We start from the raw sequence: 15,891 nt of genomic DNA on the forward strand, positions 1-15,891 counted from the left end.
AGCTATCGTGAGCATTTTATAAGTTCTTTGCAATTTTCTGCCATTTCTTTTGTCTGTGTTTATAAAAATAAAGAGTCCACCAAGCAACAAGCGGGGTTAGATAACCAGCATACAATTCAACACTATCGGTATATTTTGTAACATTTTCGGTAATCTTTTCCATTTGAATATAATGATTTCATATAGTTACTCTTTTATTATACTCATTTGAAACTATTTCTCTTGATTTTTTATCAATCTTAATTACGTTGATTGTATGTTTTCCAATAGGAATAAATCGATGAAGAAACATCTTAAAATAAAATGTTTCCCCCTCTTTCCAAACAGGAGGAATATTGCCATAAGATATAAAACTTGCTTTGGGTTTACAAATTTCTCTTAGCGTTTCAATATCTTGAATCTTGCACCAAATATTTTCAATGTCAGTTTCAAATACTGATGTCACTACAACTTTGCGACCCATAACTCTTTTACCTCTCCGTGTCACTAAACAAATCTTTTTTATCATATAGGAATAATTAAAACATTAAACATCTATTTACCTTACACTTATGCTCTTTTTATTAACTTTGTGCAAAGTTAGATGTAAGATACTCTAAAGACAATAGTCATTTATAATGAGATGCAACCTAACTATTTAACAATAAACGTCATAGCAAGCATGATAATTAATGAAATAGAAAAGAAAGTCATAAATATACTACCAACATCAAGCATAGAGTTCGATGAAATTGATTATTCCATTCTTGAAAAGAGGAAAAATGACTGGATTAAACTTTCAGAAGTTACGCATAGTATCGTATTGGTATTTGATTGCTACACTAATAAATTCGTTTTTGTTTCTGATAATATTCCTAAACTATATGGACTTGACTCCCGTAGGTTGTTTATTCTTGGACATCAGCCAGTTATTGAGGTTATACATCCGGACGATATAGATTATGGGTTACTTGTAAGAAAGAAAATCTATTCGATATTACGCTCATTCTCCAATGAAGAAAAGAGGAACTATAAAGCCATTCATGAAATGAGGATAAGAAATATGCGGGGTGAATACATACGCATAATAGAACAAGAACAAGTTCTTGAGTTAGATAAATCAGGAAATATTTGGCTTATGCTATCGGTTATTGATGTTGATGCAAGCCATGAATCAGAAATTATTAAAAGCCACCTATATAACTTTAAAACTGGAGAGCAGATATTTATAGATTTATCTGACACACTGGATGAACCTTTGACAAACCGGGAATTAGAAGTTTTACGATTTATGAAGAAAGGCTTATTAAGTAAAGAGATAGCAGAGGCATTAAAAGTTAGCATTAATACAGTGAATAGTCATAGACAGAATATATTACAAAAATTAAAAGCTAACAATTCGATTGAAGCTGTCAACTTCGCTCAAAGACTGGGCTTGTTCAATAAATGCAGCATTGATAAAAGCGAGAAGAGGGATGTTTTGCCATAAATAAAATGAAACTAACAACTTACAATCGTAACAAATAACTATTTTTGTGGCACTATTATAAAAGTTCATGTTAAATACAGAAAACATACAATCACTCATTGATAGCGGAGAAGGCTACAATGTGGAATTTAAAGTCCGTGTTCCTTCAAAAGTTCGTGAACTGACAGAGGAAATATGTGCTTTCGCCAATGCAGACGGAGGATATTTGCTTATTGGAGTAGATGATAACGGGCAAGTAGTAGATACTAATTTAGAAAACGATAAACGTTCTGCCATTCAAGGTTCTATCAGCGAAATATCTCCTGCACTCCACTGTGAATTGTATTCCGTAAATGTTGGGAATAAAACTGTTTGGGTAATTGATGTTCCGTCCGGCAAGGATAAACCTTATATATTTTCCGGTTCTATCTATGTGCGTGAGGGGGCAAACTCACAGAAACTTCGCACAGCCGAAGAAATGCGTAGCTTCTTTCAGGAATGTAACAAAATCTTTTTCGACCATATACCCTGTCATTGGTTCAATATCTACACGGATGCAGACGAACAAATGATTAAAGACTTTCGAACAGAAGCCAAACTAAGTCCGTCCACACCCGACAAACAAATATTTGAGAACTTGGAACTGTTTACCGAAAATGGAACGGCAAAGAACGGAGCAGCGATGTTCTTCGGAAAACAACCTGAAAGAAAATTTCCACACGCTGTTACAAGATGTGTTCTTTTCAAGGGAACAAATAAAGTCTATATTATAGATGATAAAACTTTCGGAGGTTCATTGTACCAACAATATTTACAGGCTATGTCTTGGCTGGAAAGCAAACTGCAAGTAGCTTATAAAATAGAGGGTGCAGGACCAAGAGAGGAAATCTGGGAAATACCTCTGACCGTATTTAAAGAAGCCATTATAAACGCCCTGTCGCACCGTGATTATTACGAACAAGGCGCAAGCATTATGATAGAAATGTTTGACGACCGGGTAGAGATTTCCAATCCCGGAGGACTTCTACCTGTTGTAGCTAAAGATTTCGGACATAAAAGTATGACACGTAATCCGCTAATTTTCGGTTTATTTACCCGTATGCACTTGGTTGAAAGAGTTGCATCCGGTATTCCCCGTATGCAGGAAGCCATGAGAGAGGCGAATCTGCCCGAACCGGAATTTCACACAGAGGGGATGTTTACAGCAGTGTTCAAACGTCAAATCTCTAACTCTGCCAACTATGACACAGTAAATGGCAGAGTAAATGACATAGTAAATGATGCTATAAACGAGAATGAACAAGCTATAATCAATTTACTGATAGTAACTCCCGGCTTAAATGCTTCCGAAATAGCAAATCATATAGGCAAAAGTGTAAGAACAACAATGCGATATATTAAATCCTTACAAGAAAAAGGTATAGTAGAATTTAGAGGTGCACCCAAAACAGGAGGATATTATACCGTATTATTATCACTTTAATAACTGCAACTGATTCAAGATAGATTAACATAGACTTCTGTAGGATTAGTGAACCATGATTCAGCAATAGTACAAGAGAGCAACAGCTCTGCTTCTTTATCATTTAATGGATATTTATCAATTAAATTAGCTATGTCACTTTTATTATAGACATAAATATTAGCATTTTTTGTTGTGTATTCTTCTCTGAATTTCAAGACAAAATTATGCAATAATTCTTTATTTATACTTTCACCTTTATATAATACATGAAAATTTTCAACGGCATGATTGTGGTTTTCTTTTAATATTTCATATTGAGATAGTGACAATTTATTCTTAATGATACGCTTGTTTTCATGAATCAATATAGGAATAAGCTTATATGATTCTGCTTTTCTTTGCATTTTATAGAATCTTATATCCCTATTTGCTAATCCTTCTATTATTTGTATTTGATGCTTTTCGTCCATATTTAAACCAAAATAAATCGATTTTAATGCAAAAGGATTATATTCTTTCCGTTTTGAAGTTGAATATATTAACCTTATCTCATTCTCATATTCCCATGATTTAGATTTTGTTCTAAACATTTTAATCAAAAATCCATCTTTATTATAAATATCATCTAATCCAATTATTGGAGGTTCATTCTTATATTCGATTTTCATTCGGTTTACATCAAAAGTATAATTTTCACTGTCCTGCAATTTTTCAATATCATATTCTATACAAAATCCTTTATGAGAATTTGCATAGTGTGCCCACATCAATTCATTATCAGGATAATCGGCTTGAGATAATGCTAATGAGTATATTCCTATATTATTTTTGAACAGAATCAATTCCTCCCAATATTTTTTAACGTCTTTAATATTTGCTCCAAAAACTGATTCAAAAAGGGCAAGTGCTCTTTTTATATTATCTATATAAGTTGCTTCAAAAGGGTCATTTAAAGCAGTTAAAGAAGAAGCCCATAATTCATCTTTTATCAAAGTTTCTATATCACGGAGGTTTCCCTTATCATCAACGGCAATATTTGCCCTGTATTTATATCCATTCATTTGCAAAAACTATTTTATACAAATATAGTAACTATAACAAAAAATCTCTATCTTTGTATTCAGAAATCGTACCCAAGAAACAAACTGATGTCGAACGGTGCAAAGTTGTGAAAACCTTATTCAAGGGACTAACATCGTGATAAAGATATAACTTATTGAGAAATAGTGCTATACAAACTGATTTTCGGTTGCTGGTGGCACCACTGAAAATCAAAGGGTTACTCATATGAGTAACCCTTCTTTATTTTTACCTCTCTGCGATATAAACTCCACTAATAATGGCTAAAGCGCCAATACCAGAAGCTATCGTAATAGTTTCTGATAGAAAAATCGCAGAAGTTATCAAGGTGACCAGAGGGACAATGTAAATATAATTGGCTGTTTTTGATGCTCCGAGGGCTCTGACTGCCGTATTCCACATGATATAACAAAGCATTGAGGCGATGACACCCAGAAATAATATATTTAAATATACGACTGGCAGTTTCAATAACTCTAGTTTGATATTTAAAGGGTAGATCACAAAATAGAAGAAAAGAGAAAGTATCCCATAAAAAAATACTTTTCGTGTAATAAACAAGGTGGGATAAGAACGACTCAAACGCTTTTGGATAAGGCAGTAAAAAGCCCACATCGTAGCGGCAACTAAAGTGAGAAAATCACCAAGTGGATTTACTTTTAAAAGAACACTGCCGTTGAAAACAACTAATCCGACTCCAAATAAGGCAACTAAAGATCCATATAACAGTCCTTTCCTAAGAGATTCTTTATAAAATAGGTGAGACAATACCGTTGTAATGATCGGTGCTGTACAAATCAATAATGAAACGTTGGAAGCCAATGTGATGCCCAGTGCTGTATTCTCCGCTATGAAGTATAGGGAACCACCACATAATCCAGACAGGAACAATAAGAATTCATCTTTTACGCAATTAGCCCACAACCGTCGATGCGCTATAGTCAAAATACAAAAATACGCAAGCACGAAACGGTATAACAATATCTCAACCGGTGATAATCCTGTATTAATCAGTATTTTTGTGGAGACAAACGTTGTTCCCCATATAATGACTGTCAATATGGCGATACTATGATACAGAAGATCTTTACTTTTAAACATAATTGTGTTAGAATTAGATTTTTATTTGCTGCAAAGTTATTTAAAGAAGATTGTTTTCCTATACGTCAAGCTTAAATACGATAATTTTCCTATTTTTGTCCTGTTTTGCATTCTATAATTCTAATTCGGGGATATTAAATCAAATAAAACAGGAAAAAAAACTATGGCACTACTTGATGAGACAGATATTGAAATTCTTCATTCTTTGCAAAAGGACGCGAAGATCAATACAAAAGAGCTTTCTGAGAAACTTCATATCTCCAAGACTCCTATTTACGAACGAATCAAACGTTTAGAAAACGAAGGATATATAAAAGGATATGTGGCATTGGTCGACAATAAAAAAATAGGATTACCCTTGATCATTTTCTGTAATGTATCTTTAGCTGTACACGATGATGAGCATATCGAACGCTTCAAAGAAGAAATACGGAATATCGATGAAATAATGGAATGTTACTCGACGGGAGGTATTTATGATTTCTTTGTCAAAGTGGTTCTTAAGGATTTAGATGCCTATAATCAATTTGTGTTCGAGAAATTAACCAAGGTTCATGGCATCGTGAAGATGCAAAGCTCTTTTGTGCTTAATGAAATCAAGCATACTACAGTTTTGAATATACCCAAAAATAGTTGATTGAAGCTTAATGTCGCAGTATTATATAAAATGTCTCTTTTTTACTATAGAATTGATTAGGGGTTATTTACCTTTGCCCCGATAAATTAAATTCTATAAGATGCAGTCATTTAAAATAATAAAGCCTATTCATATATTAACTCCTTATGTGAGATATTATTGGATACTGGAAGATGGCGCGGATGTTTCTGTATCTGAACGGACTTTACCAACGGGCTGCATACAATTAGTATTTCATAGGGGTAAAAGGCTTTTATTAGTAGGAAAAAAAGAATCGCAGCCTCAAGCGTTCATCTGTGGGCAATGCCTCAACTTTTCAGATGTGATGTCAGCCGGAAAGATTGAAATGATCACGGTTGTTTTTCAGCCGTACGCGGCAAGAGCCATCCTTCAACTTCCCCTTAAGTTCTTTTATGGAGAACTTATAGCGGTGGATGCTATAGCAGATTTGGAATTATCAATATTATCCAGAAAAGTGATAGAGGCTGATGATCATGAAACTTGCATCCGCTTGATCGAGCAGTTTTTGATTCACCGTCTTTATAGGTTTGAAGGCTATGAATATAACTTAAAGCGAATATCCGCAGTCCTCCATCAAATAAATGAACAAGCGAAAACTAATATTTCTGAGTTATCTGAAACCGCATGCCTAAGCTCTAAACAGTTCAACCGCATTTTCTTAGATTATGTAGGAGCTACGCCCAAAGAGTTTCTTCGTATCTTTAGGATGCAACGAGCTTTATTTAAGGTACAACAGAATCCATCCATTTCATTCGCTCAATTAGCTTATGAATGTGGGTTTTCAGATCAGTCACATATGATAAAAGAGTTTAAACTGTTTTCCGGCTATACACCCACGGAGTATCTTTCCTTATGCGCTCCTTATTCTGATTATTTCTCGGAGTGATCAAGATGTCCTTTTTCTTCTATCCTATAGATACGATACGCTCTACTTTTGTGATGTCTTCGCGAGGACATTAACAGTAACTATAAAAAGAAAACAAAATGAACAATTTAATTGCTTTTTTCGAGATTCCAACTGTAGACTTTTATCGAGCGATCAATTTCTATGAAACTATTTTGGGGTTAAAACTATCGGTTTCCGAATGTGAGACAGAGAAGATGGCCTGTTTTATCGAGCAAGGAGAAGCGGTTGGGGCTTTGTTCTACGCTCCTAGTTATCAACCTTCGCCGGATGGTATCTTAATCCATTTTAATAGCCAAGATATCGAGGACACTTTATCTAAAGTATTGGATAAAGGGGGTAAAATTATTATACCCAAGACAAAGATTGAAGCGGAAAATAAAGGATACTTCGCCGTTTTAGAAGATAGCGAAGGAAATCATGTCGGTATCTACGAAAAATAAGTATCTTCGGCCAAGATATCCCTACAATATATAATATGAAAGAAAATAAGTATGATGATGAACGCTTTTTCGGTCAATACAGTCAGATGTCTCGCTCTGTACAAGGGCTGAGAGGAGCAGGAGAATGGCATGAGCTAAAGAAGATGTTGCCTGATTTTAACGGAAAGCGTGTATTGGATTTAGGGTGTGGTTTTGGCTGGCATTGTCGATATGCCATAGAGCGAGGGGCGACCTTCGCTTTAGGCATTGACCTTTCCGGGAAGATGTTAGACAAGGCACGGGAGATAAATCCCTCCCCGTTGATCGAATATAAAAGAATAGCAATCGAGGATTTTGATTTTGCTCCAAATTCTTTTGACATCGTGATCAGCTCCTTGACATTCCATTATCTCGAGTCGTTCGATACGGTTTGTACAGAGGTATATAAATGTTTAACGCAAGAGGGTGTCTTTGTCTTCTCTGTGGAACATCCCGTTTTTACTGCTTATGGCAATCAAGATTGGATTTACGATTCGGAAGGGAAACCTGCGCATTGGCCGGTGGATCATTATTTTCAAGAGGGAATCCGGCATGCTCGTTTTTTGGGAGAGGATGTAACCAAATATCATAAGACACTTACGACTTACGTGAACGGATTGATCAAGGCGGGTTTCTGTATCACCCATCTGGTGGAGCCTCAACCGGACGAATCGATGCTGGATACGGTTCCCGGGATGCGAGACGAACTTCGCCGTCCGATGATGTTGCTTATCGCCGCTCGAAAGAATTAAAAAAAAGCGTATCTTTGTGGCTGAAAAGATGTCTTTTCCGTGTGCTTGCTAACCCACGTATTAAAAACAAGAAAGATATGAAACAACAAGATGCCGCTTTGGTATGCTTCTCGGGTGGACAAGATTCCACGACTTGCCTTTTCTGGGCGAAGAAGCATTTTTCACGTGTAGAGGCCGTATGCTTCACATACGGACAGAAACATTCCTTGGAAATAGAGGTCGCTCGAAAGATCGCCGCGGATGCGGACGTACCTTTTCAGTTATTGGACGTATCGCTTATCAGCCAGTTAGATCCCAATTGCTCGCTTACGAATGCGAGCATAGAGATGGATCAAGAGAAGCCGGAGGATAGCTATCCGAATACGTTTGTGCCCGGCCGTAATATGGTATTCCTTACTTTCGCCGCTATCTTAGCCCGTGGTAAGGGGATTTATCATTTGGTAACGGGTGTCTCCGAGGCTGATTATAGTGGTTATCCGGATTGCCGGGATACGTTCGTGCGTTCTCTTAACGTAACATTAAATCTGGCGATGGATGAGCAATTCGTAATTCATACCCCGCTTATGGACCGGGATAAGAGCGAAGTCTGGGAATTGTCGGACGAACTGGGCGTCTTTGATCTAGTACGTACGCAGACGCTGACTTGCTATAACGGTGTTATGGCTGAGGGATGTGGGCATTGCCCCGCTTGCAAACTTCGTAAGGACGGATTGGAGAAATATCTGAAAAGGAAAGAAGAGAATCAAAAGTAAATGAAAGAAATGGACGAGAGAAAACAAGAAGGAGAGTTGCATTTATTAGGTGGCTCTACCGTATATAAACAGGATTACGCTCCGGAGGTATTGGAGGCATTTACGAACAAGCATCAAGGAAATGATTATTGGGTACGGTTTAATTGCCCGGAATTCACCAGTCTCTGCCCGATTACCGGACAACCGGATTTCGCTACGATTCATATCGATTATATCCCCGACGTGAAAATGGTAGAGAGCAAGAGCTTGAAGCTTTACTTATTCAGCTTCCGCAACCATGGGGCGTTTCATGAGGATTGCGTGAATATTATCATGAAGGACTTGATAAAATTAATGGATCCGAAATATATCGAAGTTACTGGTATATTCACTCCAAGAGGCGGTATAAGTATTTATCCGTATTGCAATTACGGTCGTCCGAACACCAAGTTTGAGCAGTTGGCCGAGAAAAGATTATTTGATCATAATCAATAAGATTTCTGACAAATCGTTATCAGTCTCGGCAAAAAACGGTATATTTGCAGCAAGAAATGTTAACTAACTAATAAATCATTTTAGACCATGAACAAAAGATTGCTTACAGTTGCGGCTTTCGCTTTAGCGGGTTGCGTTACCGTTGTCGCTCAAGACAAGAAAAAAGAGTTCAAGATGCCTACAGGTTATGCCGGTATCACGCATGAGATGTCCGAGTTTTACGAACCGGTTCCTCCCGTTGTCACTCCGGGTACAGACTTAAAAGGTGGAGGTTTCACGGCTCCTTCCGACGCTATCGTTTTGTTTGACGGCAAGGATCTTTCCGCTTGGGAGAGCGTAAAAGGCGGTGCGGCCGAATGGGATGTACATGATGGCGTTTTTACCGTAAACAAGAAGAAAGGTGATATCCAGACCAAACAGAAATTCAACGATTTCCAGATGCACATTGAGTGGCAGGTCCCGACGAATATCACTGGAGAGAGCCAGTCGAGAGGTAACAGCGGTATTTTCCTGCAAGGGATGTATGAGGTTCAAGTGTTAGACTGCTACAATAACCCGACTTACGTGAACGGCCAGACGGGTAGTATCTACAAACAATCCATTCCTTTGGCCAACGCCATGCGTAAACCGGGCGAATGGAACGTGTACGATATCATTTATACCGCCCCCACTTTCAAGGAAGATGGTTCTTATCGCACGCATCCAACCGTAACGGTTATCCAGAACGGCGTGGTTTTGCAGAACCATACGACGATATTGGGTACGACAGAGTGGATCGGTTTCCCACAAGTGAAGAAACATGGCGCAGGCCCTATCATCCTACAGAGCCATGGCGATCCTAGCGAGCCGATCAGCTTCCGTAATATCTGGATTCGTGAGCTATAAGAGAAACGTGTTGATTGTAATAAGAAGGGATGGACTTGATATTAAGCTCATCCCTTTTTCGTTAAATAACAGGCTGGTTTTATATGAGAGAAACATTTTTTTCTATAGCACGAAATTTTAGTTTTCCTTAGATGAAACAAAAGTTTTCCAATGGAGAAACTCTAGTTTCCTGCTGAAAAAACTTTAGTTTTTCGATAATGAATGTCTTTTCCTGATTTATCTAGACACTTTTTTTGTTTATAAACGTAATCAGTAGACAGTAGTTATAAAGTAATACTGATATAGTAGTCACTTCTTTTAACTTCATACTGATAACATAGACACATTACCTCTGGGCCGAACAGAGCCCTTCTGAGAGATTAGTTGTTCGGCTTTGCAAAGCTATCGTATCCATCTCTTTCTCGTTACTTTTCACGGGTTTTCTTTTATTCCGCCACATTTTTATTTGCGTTTCCTTCTCCCCGTGCACTATGCCCGGGGTTTTATAACCGACACTCATGTGCGGTCGGCGGTAGTTGTAGAAGTAGATGTAGCGCTCTATCACGCTCGCGGCACGCTCGATGGTCTCGAACAGCCCTTGCCTATAGAGGCGTTCCACTTTAATTATCCCATTGATACGTTCCGCCACGGCATTGTCCGTGGGCTTGTAGTCTTCCGTCATGCTGATGGCAATGCCATGCCGCCGAAGGCGCTCCACGTACGCGTCGCAACAATACTGCACGCCACGGTCAGAGTGGTGTATCAGGCCCTCCAGATTTTCACTCCCTGTCATCTCAACGGCCTGGTCTATGGCCTGCCGCAACGCCTCAAGCGTGGCTGAGGCACGCAAGCTATCAGCCAGTACCCATCCCACTATCTTATGGGAATAAGCATCCGTGACCAGATGCAGGTAACAGACGTCTCCGCCGGCAAGCGGTATATAGGTAATATCGCTAACCCACAGTTGATTGGGAGAGGTTGGGACAAAGCCCTTTATCAAGTTCTTCCACTTATGGTAACGATGGTTGGAATTGGTTGTGCCCCTGGCTTTGCGCGGAGGAAGCATCAGGCGGTGTCGACGAAGCAGCGTGTAGAAGCTGTCGCGACCGGGCATGAACCTCTCTCCGAAGAGGGCGGTGAGCATGATCCACAGCTTGTAACCACCGATACCGGGATCCTCGCCACGTATCTCACGTACGGTATCCAGCATGAGACGTTCATTCTTCACATGGCTCCCTATGTCAGCCTTGGACTGGTAATAGGCTTGACGACAATGGCCAAACAGACGGCAGGCTGGCGCTACTTTCATCTTGCGAAGCCTGACCAGTTCCGTTACTATTTGGCCCCAGGTTTTTTTCTGATGGGAATGTTAAAATACTCTTCCGCACGCGTGATCATTAAATCACGGGCCTCGGTTTCCAACCGGGAGAAGGCAAGGGCCTTCTCCAACTCCTTAACACGCTTCTTGAGTCGCGCGTTTTCATCATGGTAATCCTCTTTGCTTCGATCGCTCATATCCGTAGGGGCTTGACACGGAGCCAAAGATACCTCTTTTACCACTGATTCATACTTCGCCAGCCATTTATTTAACAAAGTTATCCCACTAATACCATGTTGTTTGCAAAAACTGGTTTTGCTCATGCCGGATTGATAATAAGAATGAAGAAGATGCAATTTCTCTTCTTCGCTGTAATGCTCATGTTTTTTGCGCATAATAATTACACATTTTATTGTTATTGAATGTGTCTACCTATATCAGCATAAGACAGAAATTAACAAAAACTGTAATTGGCTGATTAATAGCAATTATACTATTATCTCTTCTCCGGCATATATTTCCAAAAACGAGCCGGCATATGTTGGCGATGAAGCCGTGGGTTTAAACGCTCCTTGATAGCGATAGACTTAAAATACTCTTTCCACATACTTTGAAAAAGTTTCTCATCCTTATCCATGATATCCTCACTGAGCAATCCGGTCAATAAGTGTGAATCTTTCTCTTCGAAACGGACTTCTATCGTATCGTTAAGATCATAATAATATCCATACTCTCTTTTTAAGTCGTAAATGAGCCATTGCTGATCAGCGAAACGGTCTTGCGCATAAGGTAATACCAAAGGTAATACGTTATATATAGGTGCGATGGCAGCAAAGTAAGTTCCATCCGCCGCTTTTTGGAAACGAAAGAATTGCATCACTCGCAAGCGTTCGTTGTTTACTTTCTTCCAGATCTTGGCCGTTTCCAATATGTCCGGGTCACCAAGATTGAACTCAATCGTGGCTGGAGCGTCGATCGCTTTGCGGATATATCTGAATAACAACAGGTCTACTTCCGGTAATTCCGACAACCAAGTTACCGTCAGCCCGGAAAGAGAAGAGTTGGAGATTTTCTTCTCAAGCCCTTTCCATACCCGTTCTGCTTTCCGGTCGTCCGTATAAATCCGGATCGCCTCGTCATAGAACAATGGAAATGGCTCGCCCTCGGTTACTAACAAATCCGGAAAAGTTCGACGGGAATAGGCATCGAATACAGCGGTAAGCAATCCCTCAAAAGTCTTGTCGTAAACAAATATAATCATTATCAATCCTTCTTATAAAACAGGCGTTAATCTATAAAAGGCAGTATAAGCTGCCGATCGTCTACTTTCTTTCCGCTCTTTCTCGTCAATAGTTGCCGGACGGTTTCAGGGCTGACCTCATTCACGGTCTGCGTCGGGAGTTCCCGGCAAGTAATAAAATAGCTAGCCTTTTTCATGACCACTCCTATTTTCTTCAACTGCTCTGAACCGAGATTAGCGTAACGCCGGGAAACGATTATGATCTTTGCCGATTTCACGCCAATTCCCGGAACCCGAAGAAGCATCTCGTAATCCGCTTTATTGATATCTACCGGGAAGACCTCCGGATGCCGCAGGGCCCAAGCCAACTTCGGGTCCACGTCTAGATCCAGATCCGGATATGCGTCATTGACAATCTCATCTACCTTGAATTGATAAAAACGCAATAACCAATCCGCTTGATATAAACGATTCTCACGGACCAGCGGAGGCGTGGTAAGTGCCGGAAGACGGTTATCATACGCATTTACCGGAATGAATCCCGAATAGTAAACACGCTTCATCGTAGGTCTCTGATATAAGGCCGATGATAGACGAAGTATATCCTTGTCGGTATCCGCCGTAGCGCCAACGATCATCTGCGTGCTTTGCCCGGCGGGAGCGAATCGTGGGGCATACCGGAAACGCTTGCGTTCCTCGGCGCTTTGTAATACACCTTGTTGGATATAACGCATAGGGGCAAATACGCTTTTAAAATCCTTTTCCGGAGCTAGAGTCCGCAAGCTCGCCTCATTCGGGATCTCTATATTCACGCTTAAACGATCGGCGTAAAGCCCAGCCTCATTTACCAATTCTTGGCTGGCTCCGGGGATACTCTTCATATGTATGTATCCATTGAAGTGATGTACGAGGCGCAAATCCTTGATGGCTCTCACCAACCGTTCCATCGTGTAATCCGGGTTTCGGACCACGCCGGAGCTTAAAAACAATCCTTCAATGTAATTACGTCGGTAAAACTCGATCGTAAGATTCACCAACTCGGTAACGGAAAGCGTAGCTCTCGGTAAATCATTACTTCGCCGGTTGATGCAGTAGGCGCAATCATACATACAATAATTCGTCAGCATGATCTTTAAAAGCGAGATACACCGTCCGTCCTCAGCGAAACTATGGCAAATACCCCATCCCGCGGCACTTCCTATAGCCCCGCTCTTATGCGAACGGGAGGTTCCGCTGGAAGCGCAGGATACGTCATATTTTGCCGACTCGGCCAAGATTTTCAATTTCTCGAGCACTTTCTCGTCCATAATTTCACCGATATGTTTCGTACAAAGATAATGATCTCACAGAAATCAATAGTACGTTTTAAAGAGATTTAAATGTGATAAAAACCTTATATTTGTATCGTGAAAATTTTGGAAGTGCCTTACTTCGTTGAAATCGCCAGTTTTAACAGCACACAAGGCACAAGCCCTCGCTATATCTGCGGGTTGCTTGTCTACGTGTGCATAGGTCTCTGGCGATACCTTACGAAGTGTAGGCGACAACCCGCTTTTTCTCTAAGTATAAAAGGGCATGAAAGTATCTAAACAAAATATTATGAACTTGTTATCCTCTGTTTCTTCAGACGGCAGAGGGGCATTTGAGCGCTTTTATAATTTGTATTACGATCAGGTATTCCGTTTTGCGTATTATTGCCTTGGAGAGAAAGAGGCTTGCAAGGAGGTCGTGTCCGACGTGTTCTTTTCCATTTGGAAATCAAAAGCACGCTTAAAAGAGATAGACAATATAGATACTTACTTGTATATAACGGTACGCAACGAAGCGCTTCGTCATATTTCAAGAAGCAATAGTGTCAATAAAATCCAGATGGATCAGTTATATTCATTTGAACCAGAGGAAGAAGCTACTCCTGAGGGTATGTTGGAATCGCAAGAAATGCGGGAACTTTTTAATCTGGCAATTGATGAGCTTCCCGAAAAATGTCGCCTAATATTCTTGATGATCCGTGAGGAAGGATTAAGTACCAAGGAGGTCGCTAAAATCCTATCCATCCAAGAGAGTACGGTCCGAGTGCAAATGAAGATTGCGGTGGAGAAGTTAATAAAACGGTTGAAATCGGATTTTCCTGATATTTCGTTTGTTTTCATATTAATATCCATTTTCCAATAAAATCAAATTAGCCAATGAAGTATATATTTCAAGGCACTTGAAGTATATATCCTATAGCACTTAAAGTATATATTCTACACAGAAGGGAGTAATACTAGGTGAAAATGACTTTCTACACGACAATTATTTGGATGTTTTATGCATCTAGGACATATTTCAAACATTTTAAAAAAAACGTCTTTCTCTTTAAACGAATTTCATCGATCCTTACTCCTCATTATAAGAAAGACGAAATATGGAGACAAGAAAAGAGATCATAAAGCAAATGGGTGACGCAATGAGGGAAGATATCTTCCTAGAGGTCAACAACCGTATCGAACGCAGCTTGCGCAGAAGGTTTTGGTTGAGAATATCTGCGGTCGCCGCCTCCGTCACGCTTTTGTTCAGCATCTCCAATTATATCTCTTTCCATGAAGGTTACAAGAAACTGAACAGCCAAATGGTAGAGATGGTGAATCCGATGGGAATGCGATCCTCCGTAGTCCTGTCTGACGGCACGAAAGTGATCCTCAACGCCGGTACGACATTGAGTTATCCGACAGCTTTCGTCTCCGGGCAGAGGGAGGTAAAGGTGAACGGTGAGGCATTCTTCGAGGTATCGCACGACAAGGAGCATCCCTTTATCGTTAGCGCTGAAAATGTTAAGGTGAAAGTATTAGGAACGAAGTTTAATGTGAAGGCCTATGATGACGATGATAATATAGAGGTGACTTTAGCGGAAGGGAAAGTCGGTGTCGGACTTGACACTAAAAATCTCATCCAGATAATGCCGGGACAGCAAATAAAATATATGAAAGCCTCACATCGCTTTATCAAGAGAGAAGTGAGATTACAAAGTTATACTTCGTGGATTTGTGGTAAATTCTATTTCACCAACTATCCACTAGAGAAAATCGCTAAGCAACTGGAAAGGAGTTTCAACGTAAGGATACAGATCCTCGGGAATGATTTGAGGAACGCAGCTTTTACCGGTGATTTCGTACGGGGAGAGAACATAGACCAAATCCTCCGGGTCATGACCGCTAATCGACTTATAAAGTATGAGATAGAAGGGGATCAAATCACGATCTCGAAAAAGTAAATCAAATGAGTTATAAACGTTAAATCGATATGCCTATGAAATAGAAAAAAGAGGGAATAGAGAAAAACAAAACGGAAAATGCTACCAACATCTTCCGTTTCTAAAGACTCAAGTCTTAATTA

At 39.7% G+C, this 15,891-nt stretch carries 17 protein-coding genes and 1 pseudogene; 11 read left to right on the forward strand and 7 right to left on the reverse strand.

Translation table 11 applies throughout. From position 1 onward, the window contains the following. Window positions 1–16: 16 nt before the first annotated feature. Window positions 17–508: pseudogene (locus tag ACYIA1_RS00560) on the reverse strand (hypothetical protein). A 153-nt stretch (window positions 509–661) separates the two neighbouring features. Here ACYIA1_RS00560 and ACYIA1_RS00565 point away from each other — a divergent pair. Both ACYIA1_RS00565 and ACYIA1_RS00570 read left to right on the forward strand, forming a co-directional pair. After that, window positions 662–1,468, forward strand: coding sequence for a LuxR C-terminal-related transcriptional regulator (locus ACYIA1_RS00565; RefSeq protein WP_196008774.1), 807 nt, complete (start codon window positions 662–664; stop codon window positions 1,466–1,468). Window positions 1,469–1,535: 67 nt separating this feature from the next. Further along, window positions 1,536–2,930, forward strand: coding sequence for an AlbA family DNA-binding domain-containing protein (locus tag ACYIA1_RS00570; protein ID WP_038608635.1), 1,395 nt, complete (start codon window positions 1,536–1,538; stop codon window positions 2,928–2,930). A 14-nt stretch (window positions 2,931–2,944) separates the two neighbouring features. Here ACYIA1_RS00570 and ACYIA1_RS00575 read toward each other — a convergent pair whose 3' ends face one another. Together ACYIA1_RS00575 and ACYIA1_RS00580 are read right to left on the reverse strand one after the other, a co-directional pair. Beyond that, window positions 2,945–3,973 (reverse strand): DUF2971 domain-containing protein, encoded by a 1,029-nt coding sequence (locus ACYIA1_RS00575; protein WP_480334024.1) that lies wholly within the window; start codon window positions 3,971–3,973, stop codon window positions 2,945–2,947. Between the two features lie 247 nt (window positions 3,974–4,220). Further along, complete coding sequence (locus tag ACYIA1_RS00580; protein WP_480334026.1) at window positions 4,221–5,093, reverse strand: DMT family transporter; 873 nt, start codon at window positions 5,091–5,093, stop codon at window positions 4,221–4,223. A gap of 163 nt (window positions 5,094–5,256) precedes the next feature. Here ACYIA1_RS00580 and ACYIA1_RS00585 point away from each other — a divergent pair, with 163 nt between their 5' ends. The 7 genes from ACYIA1_RS00585 to ACYIA1_RS00615 all read left to right on the forward strand — a co-directional run bounded on the left by ACYIA1_RS00585 (window position 5,257) and on the right by ACYIA1_RS00615 (window position 9,979). After that, window positions 5,257–5,730: an Lrp/AsnC family transcriptional regulator gene (locus ACYIA1_RS00585; protein WP_009276097.1), complete on the forward strand. Its 474-nt coding sequence runs from the start codon at window positions 5,257–5,259 to the stop codon at window positions 5,728–5,730. 100 nt (window positions 5,731–5,830) lie between these two features. Next, on the forward strand, window positions 5,831–6,637 hold the full coding sequence (locus ACYIA1_RS00590; protein ID WP_057326902.1) for an AraC family transcriptional regulator: 807 nt from the start codon (window positions 5,831–5,833) through the stop codon (window positions 6,635–6,637). A 98-nt stretch (window positions 6,638–6,735) separates the two neighbouring features. Continuing rightward, window positions 6,736–7,098, forward strand: a complete 363-nt coding sequence (locus ACYIA1_RS00595; protein WP_048928184.1) for a VOC family protein — start codon at window positions 6,736–6,738, stop codon at window positions 7,096–7,098. A 35-nt stretch (window positions 7,099–7,133) separates the two neighbouring features. After that, entirely contained in the window at window positions 7,134–7,868 is a 735-nt protein-coding gene (locus ACYIA1_RS00600; RefSeq protein ID WP_005868658.1) for a class I SAM-dependent methyltransferase, read from the forward strand. 77 nt (window positions 7,869–7,945) lie between these two features. After that, the gene (queC, locus tag ACYIA1_RS00605) at window positions 7,946–8,620 is read left to right on the forward strand and encodes a 7-cyano-7-deazaguanine synthase QueC (protein ID WP_005858432.1); all 675 of its coding nucleotides are present in this window, start codon (window positions 7,946–7,948) and stop codon (window positions 8,618–8,620) included. A 9-nt stretch (window positions 8,621–8,629) separates the two neighbouring features. Next, the gene (queF, locus tag ACYIA1_RS00610) at window positions 8,630–9,094 is read left to right on the forward strand and encodes a preQ(1) synthase (RefSeq protein WP_005868655.1); all 465 of its coding nucleotides are present in this window, start codon (window positions 8,630–8,632) and stop codon (window positions 9,092–9,094) included. An 87-nt stretch (window positions 9,095–9,181) separates the two neighbouring features. Beyond that, the gene (locus ACYIA1_RS00615; protein ID WP_008772537.1) at window positions 9,182–9,979 is read left to right on the forward strand and encodes a 3-keto-disaccharide hydrolase; all 798 of its coding nucleotides are present in this window, start codon (window positions 9,182–9,184) and stop codon (window positions 9,977–9,979) included. Between the two features lie 325 nt (window positions 9,980–10,304). Here ACYIA1_RS00615 and ACYIA1_RS00620 read toward each other — a convergent pair whose 3' ends face one another. The 4 genes from ACYIA1_RS00620 to ACYIA1_RS00635 form a co-directional block, all read right to left on the reverse strand. After that, entirely contained in the window at window positions 10,305–11,267 is a 963-nt protein-coding gene (locus ACYIA1_RS00620) for an IS3 family transposase (RefSeq protein WP_009018803.1), read from the reverse strand. Window positions 11,268–11,293: 26 nt separating this feature from the next. Further along, a complete protein-coding gene (locus ACYIA1_RS00625) occupies window positions 11,294–11,671 on the reverse strand; it encodes a transposase (protein WP_005862367.1) in 378 nt (125 codons plus the stop codon). Window positions 11,672–11,772: 101 nt separating this feature from the next. Next, window positions 11,773–12,537 (reverse strand): TIGR03915 family putative DNA repair protein, encoded by a 765-nt coding sequence (locus ACYIA1_RS00630; RefSeq protein WP_480334031.1) that lies wholly within the window; start codon window positions 12,535–12,537, stop codon window positions 11,773–11,775. Window positions 12,538–12,563: 26 nt separating this feature from the next. Next, complete coding sequence (locus ACYIA1_RS00635; protein ID WP_005868650.1) at window positions 12,564–13,823, reverse strand: putative DNA modification/repair radical SAM protein; 1,260 nt, start codon at window positions 13,821–13,823, stop codon at window positions 12,564–12,566. 268 nt (window positions 13,824–14,091) lie between these two features. Here ACYIA1_RS00635 and ACYIA1_RS00640 point away from each other — a divergent pair, with 268 nt between their 5' ends. Together ACYIA1_RS00640 and ACYIA1_RS00645 are read left to right on the forward strand one after the other, a co-directional pair. After that, entirely contained in the window at window positions 14,092–14,688 is a 597-nt protein-coding gene (locus ACYIA1_RS00640) for an RNA polymerase sigma factor (RefSeq protein WP_057319427.1), read from the forward strand. Window positions 14,689–14,923: 235 nt separating this feature from the next. Then, window positions 14,924–15,769: a FecR family protein gene (locus ACYIA1_RS00645; protein WP_005868648.1), complete on the forward strand. Its 846-nt coding sequence runs from the start codon at window positions 14,924–14,926 to the stop codon at window positions 15,767–15,769. The last annotated feature ends 122 nt before the right edge of the window (window positions 15,770–15,891 follow it).

The organism is Parabacteroides sp. KHUB-02 (genome assembly GCF_056640955.1).

What these genes read in the sequence shown, in the direction of transcription:
- ACYIA1_RS00625 (WP_005862367.1), bottom strand. Translation starts at nt 11,671, where the DNA reads ATGCGCAAAAAACATGAGCATTACAGCGAAGAAGAGAAATTGCATCTT.
- ACYIA1_RS00645 (WP_005868648.1), top strand. Translation starts at nt 14,924, where the DNA reads ATGGAGACAAGAAAAGAGATCATAAAGCAAATGGGTGACGCAATGAGG.
- ACYIA1_RS00580 (WP_480334026.1), bottom strand. Translation starts at nt 5,093, where the DNA reads ATGTTTAAAAGTAAAGATCTTCTGTATCATAGTATCGCCATATTGACA.
- ACYIA1_RS00630 (WP_480334031.1), bottom strand. Translation starts at nt 12,537, where the DNA reads ATGATTATATTTGTTTACGACAAGACTTTTGAGGGATTGCTTACCGCT.
- ACYIA1_RS00635 (WP_005868650.1), bottom strand. Translation starts at nt 13,823, where the DNA reads ATGGACGAGAAAGTGCTCGAGAAATTGAAAATCTTGGCCGAGTCGGCA.
- ACYIA1_RS00640 (WP_057319427.1), top strand. Translation starts at nt 14,092, where the DNA reads ATGAAAGTATCTAAACAAAATATTATGAACTTGTTATCCTCTGTTTCT.
- ACYIA1_RS00615 (WP_008772537.1), top strand. Translation starts at nt 9,182, where the DNA reads ATGAACAAAAGATTGCTTACAGTTGCGGCTTTCGCTTTAGCGGGTTGC.
- ACYIA1_RS00595 (WP_048928184.1), top strand. Translation starts at nt 6,736, where the DNA reads ATGAACAATTTAATTGCTTTTTTCGAGATTCCAACTGTAGACTTTTAT.
- ACYIA1_RS00575 (WP_480334024.1), bottom strand. Translation starts at nt 3,973, where the DNA reads ATGAATGGATATAAATACAGGGCAAATATTGCCGTTGATGATAAGGGA.
- ACYIA1_RS00570 (WP_038608635.1), top strand. Translation starts at nt 1,536, where the DNA reads ATGTTAAATACAGAAAACATACAATCACTCATTGATAGCGGAGAAGGC.
- ACYIA1_RS00565 (WP_196008774.1), top strand. Translation starts at nt 662, where the DNA reads ATGATAATTAATGAAATAGAAAAGAAAGTCATAAATATACTACCAACA.
- ACYIA1_RS00620 (WP_009018803.1), bottom strand. Translation starts at nt 11,267, where the DNA reads ATGAAAGTAGCGCCAGCCTGCCGTCTGTTTGGCCATTGTCGTCAAGCC.
- queF (WP_005868655.1), top strand. Translation starts at nt 8,630, where the DNA reads ATGGACGAGAGAAAACAAGAAGGAGAGTTGCATTTATTAGGTGGCTCT.
- ACYIA1_RS00590 (WP_057326902.1), top strand. Translation starts at nt 5,831, where the DNA reads ATGCAGTCATTTAAAATAATAAAGCCTATTCATATATTAACTCCTTAT.
- ACYIA1_RS00600 (WP_005868658.1), top strand. Translation starts at nt 7,134, where the DNA reads ATGAAAGAAAATAAGTATGATGATGAACGCTTTTTCGGTCAATACAGT.
- ACYIA1_RS00585 (WP_009276097.1), top strand. Translation starts at nt 5,257, where the DNA reads ATGGCACTACTTGATGAGACAGATATTGAAATTCTTCATTCTTTGCAA.
- queC (WP_005858432.1), top strand. Translation starts at nt 7,946, where the DNA reads ATGAAACAACAAGATGCCGCTTTGGTATGCTTCTCGGGTGGACAAGAT.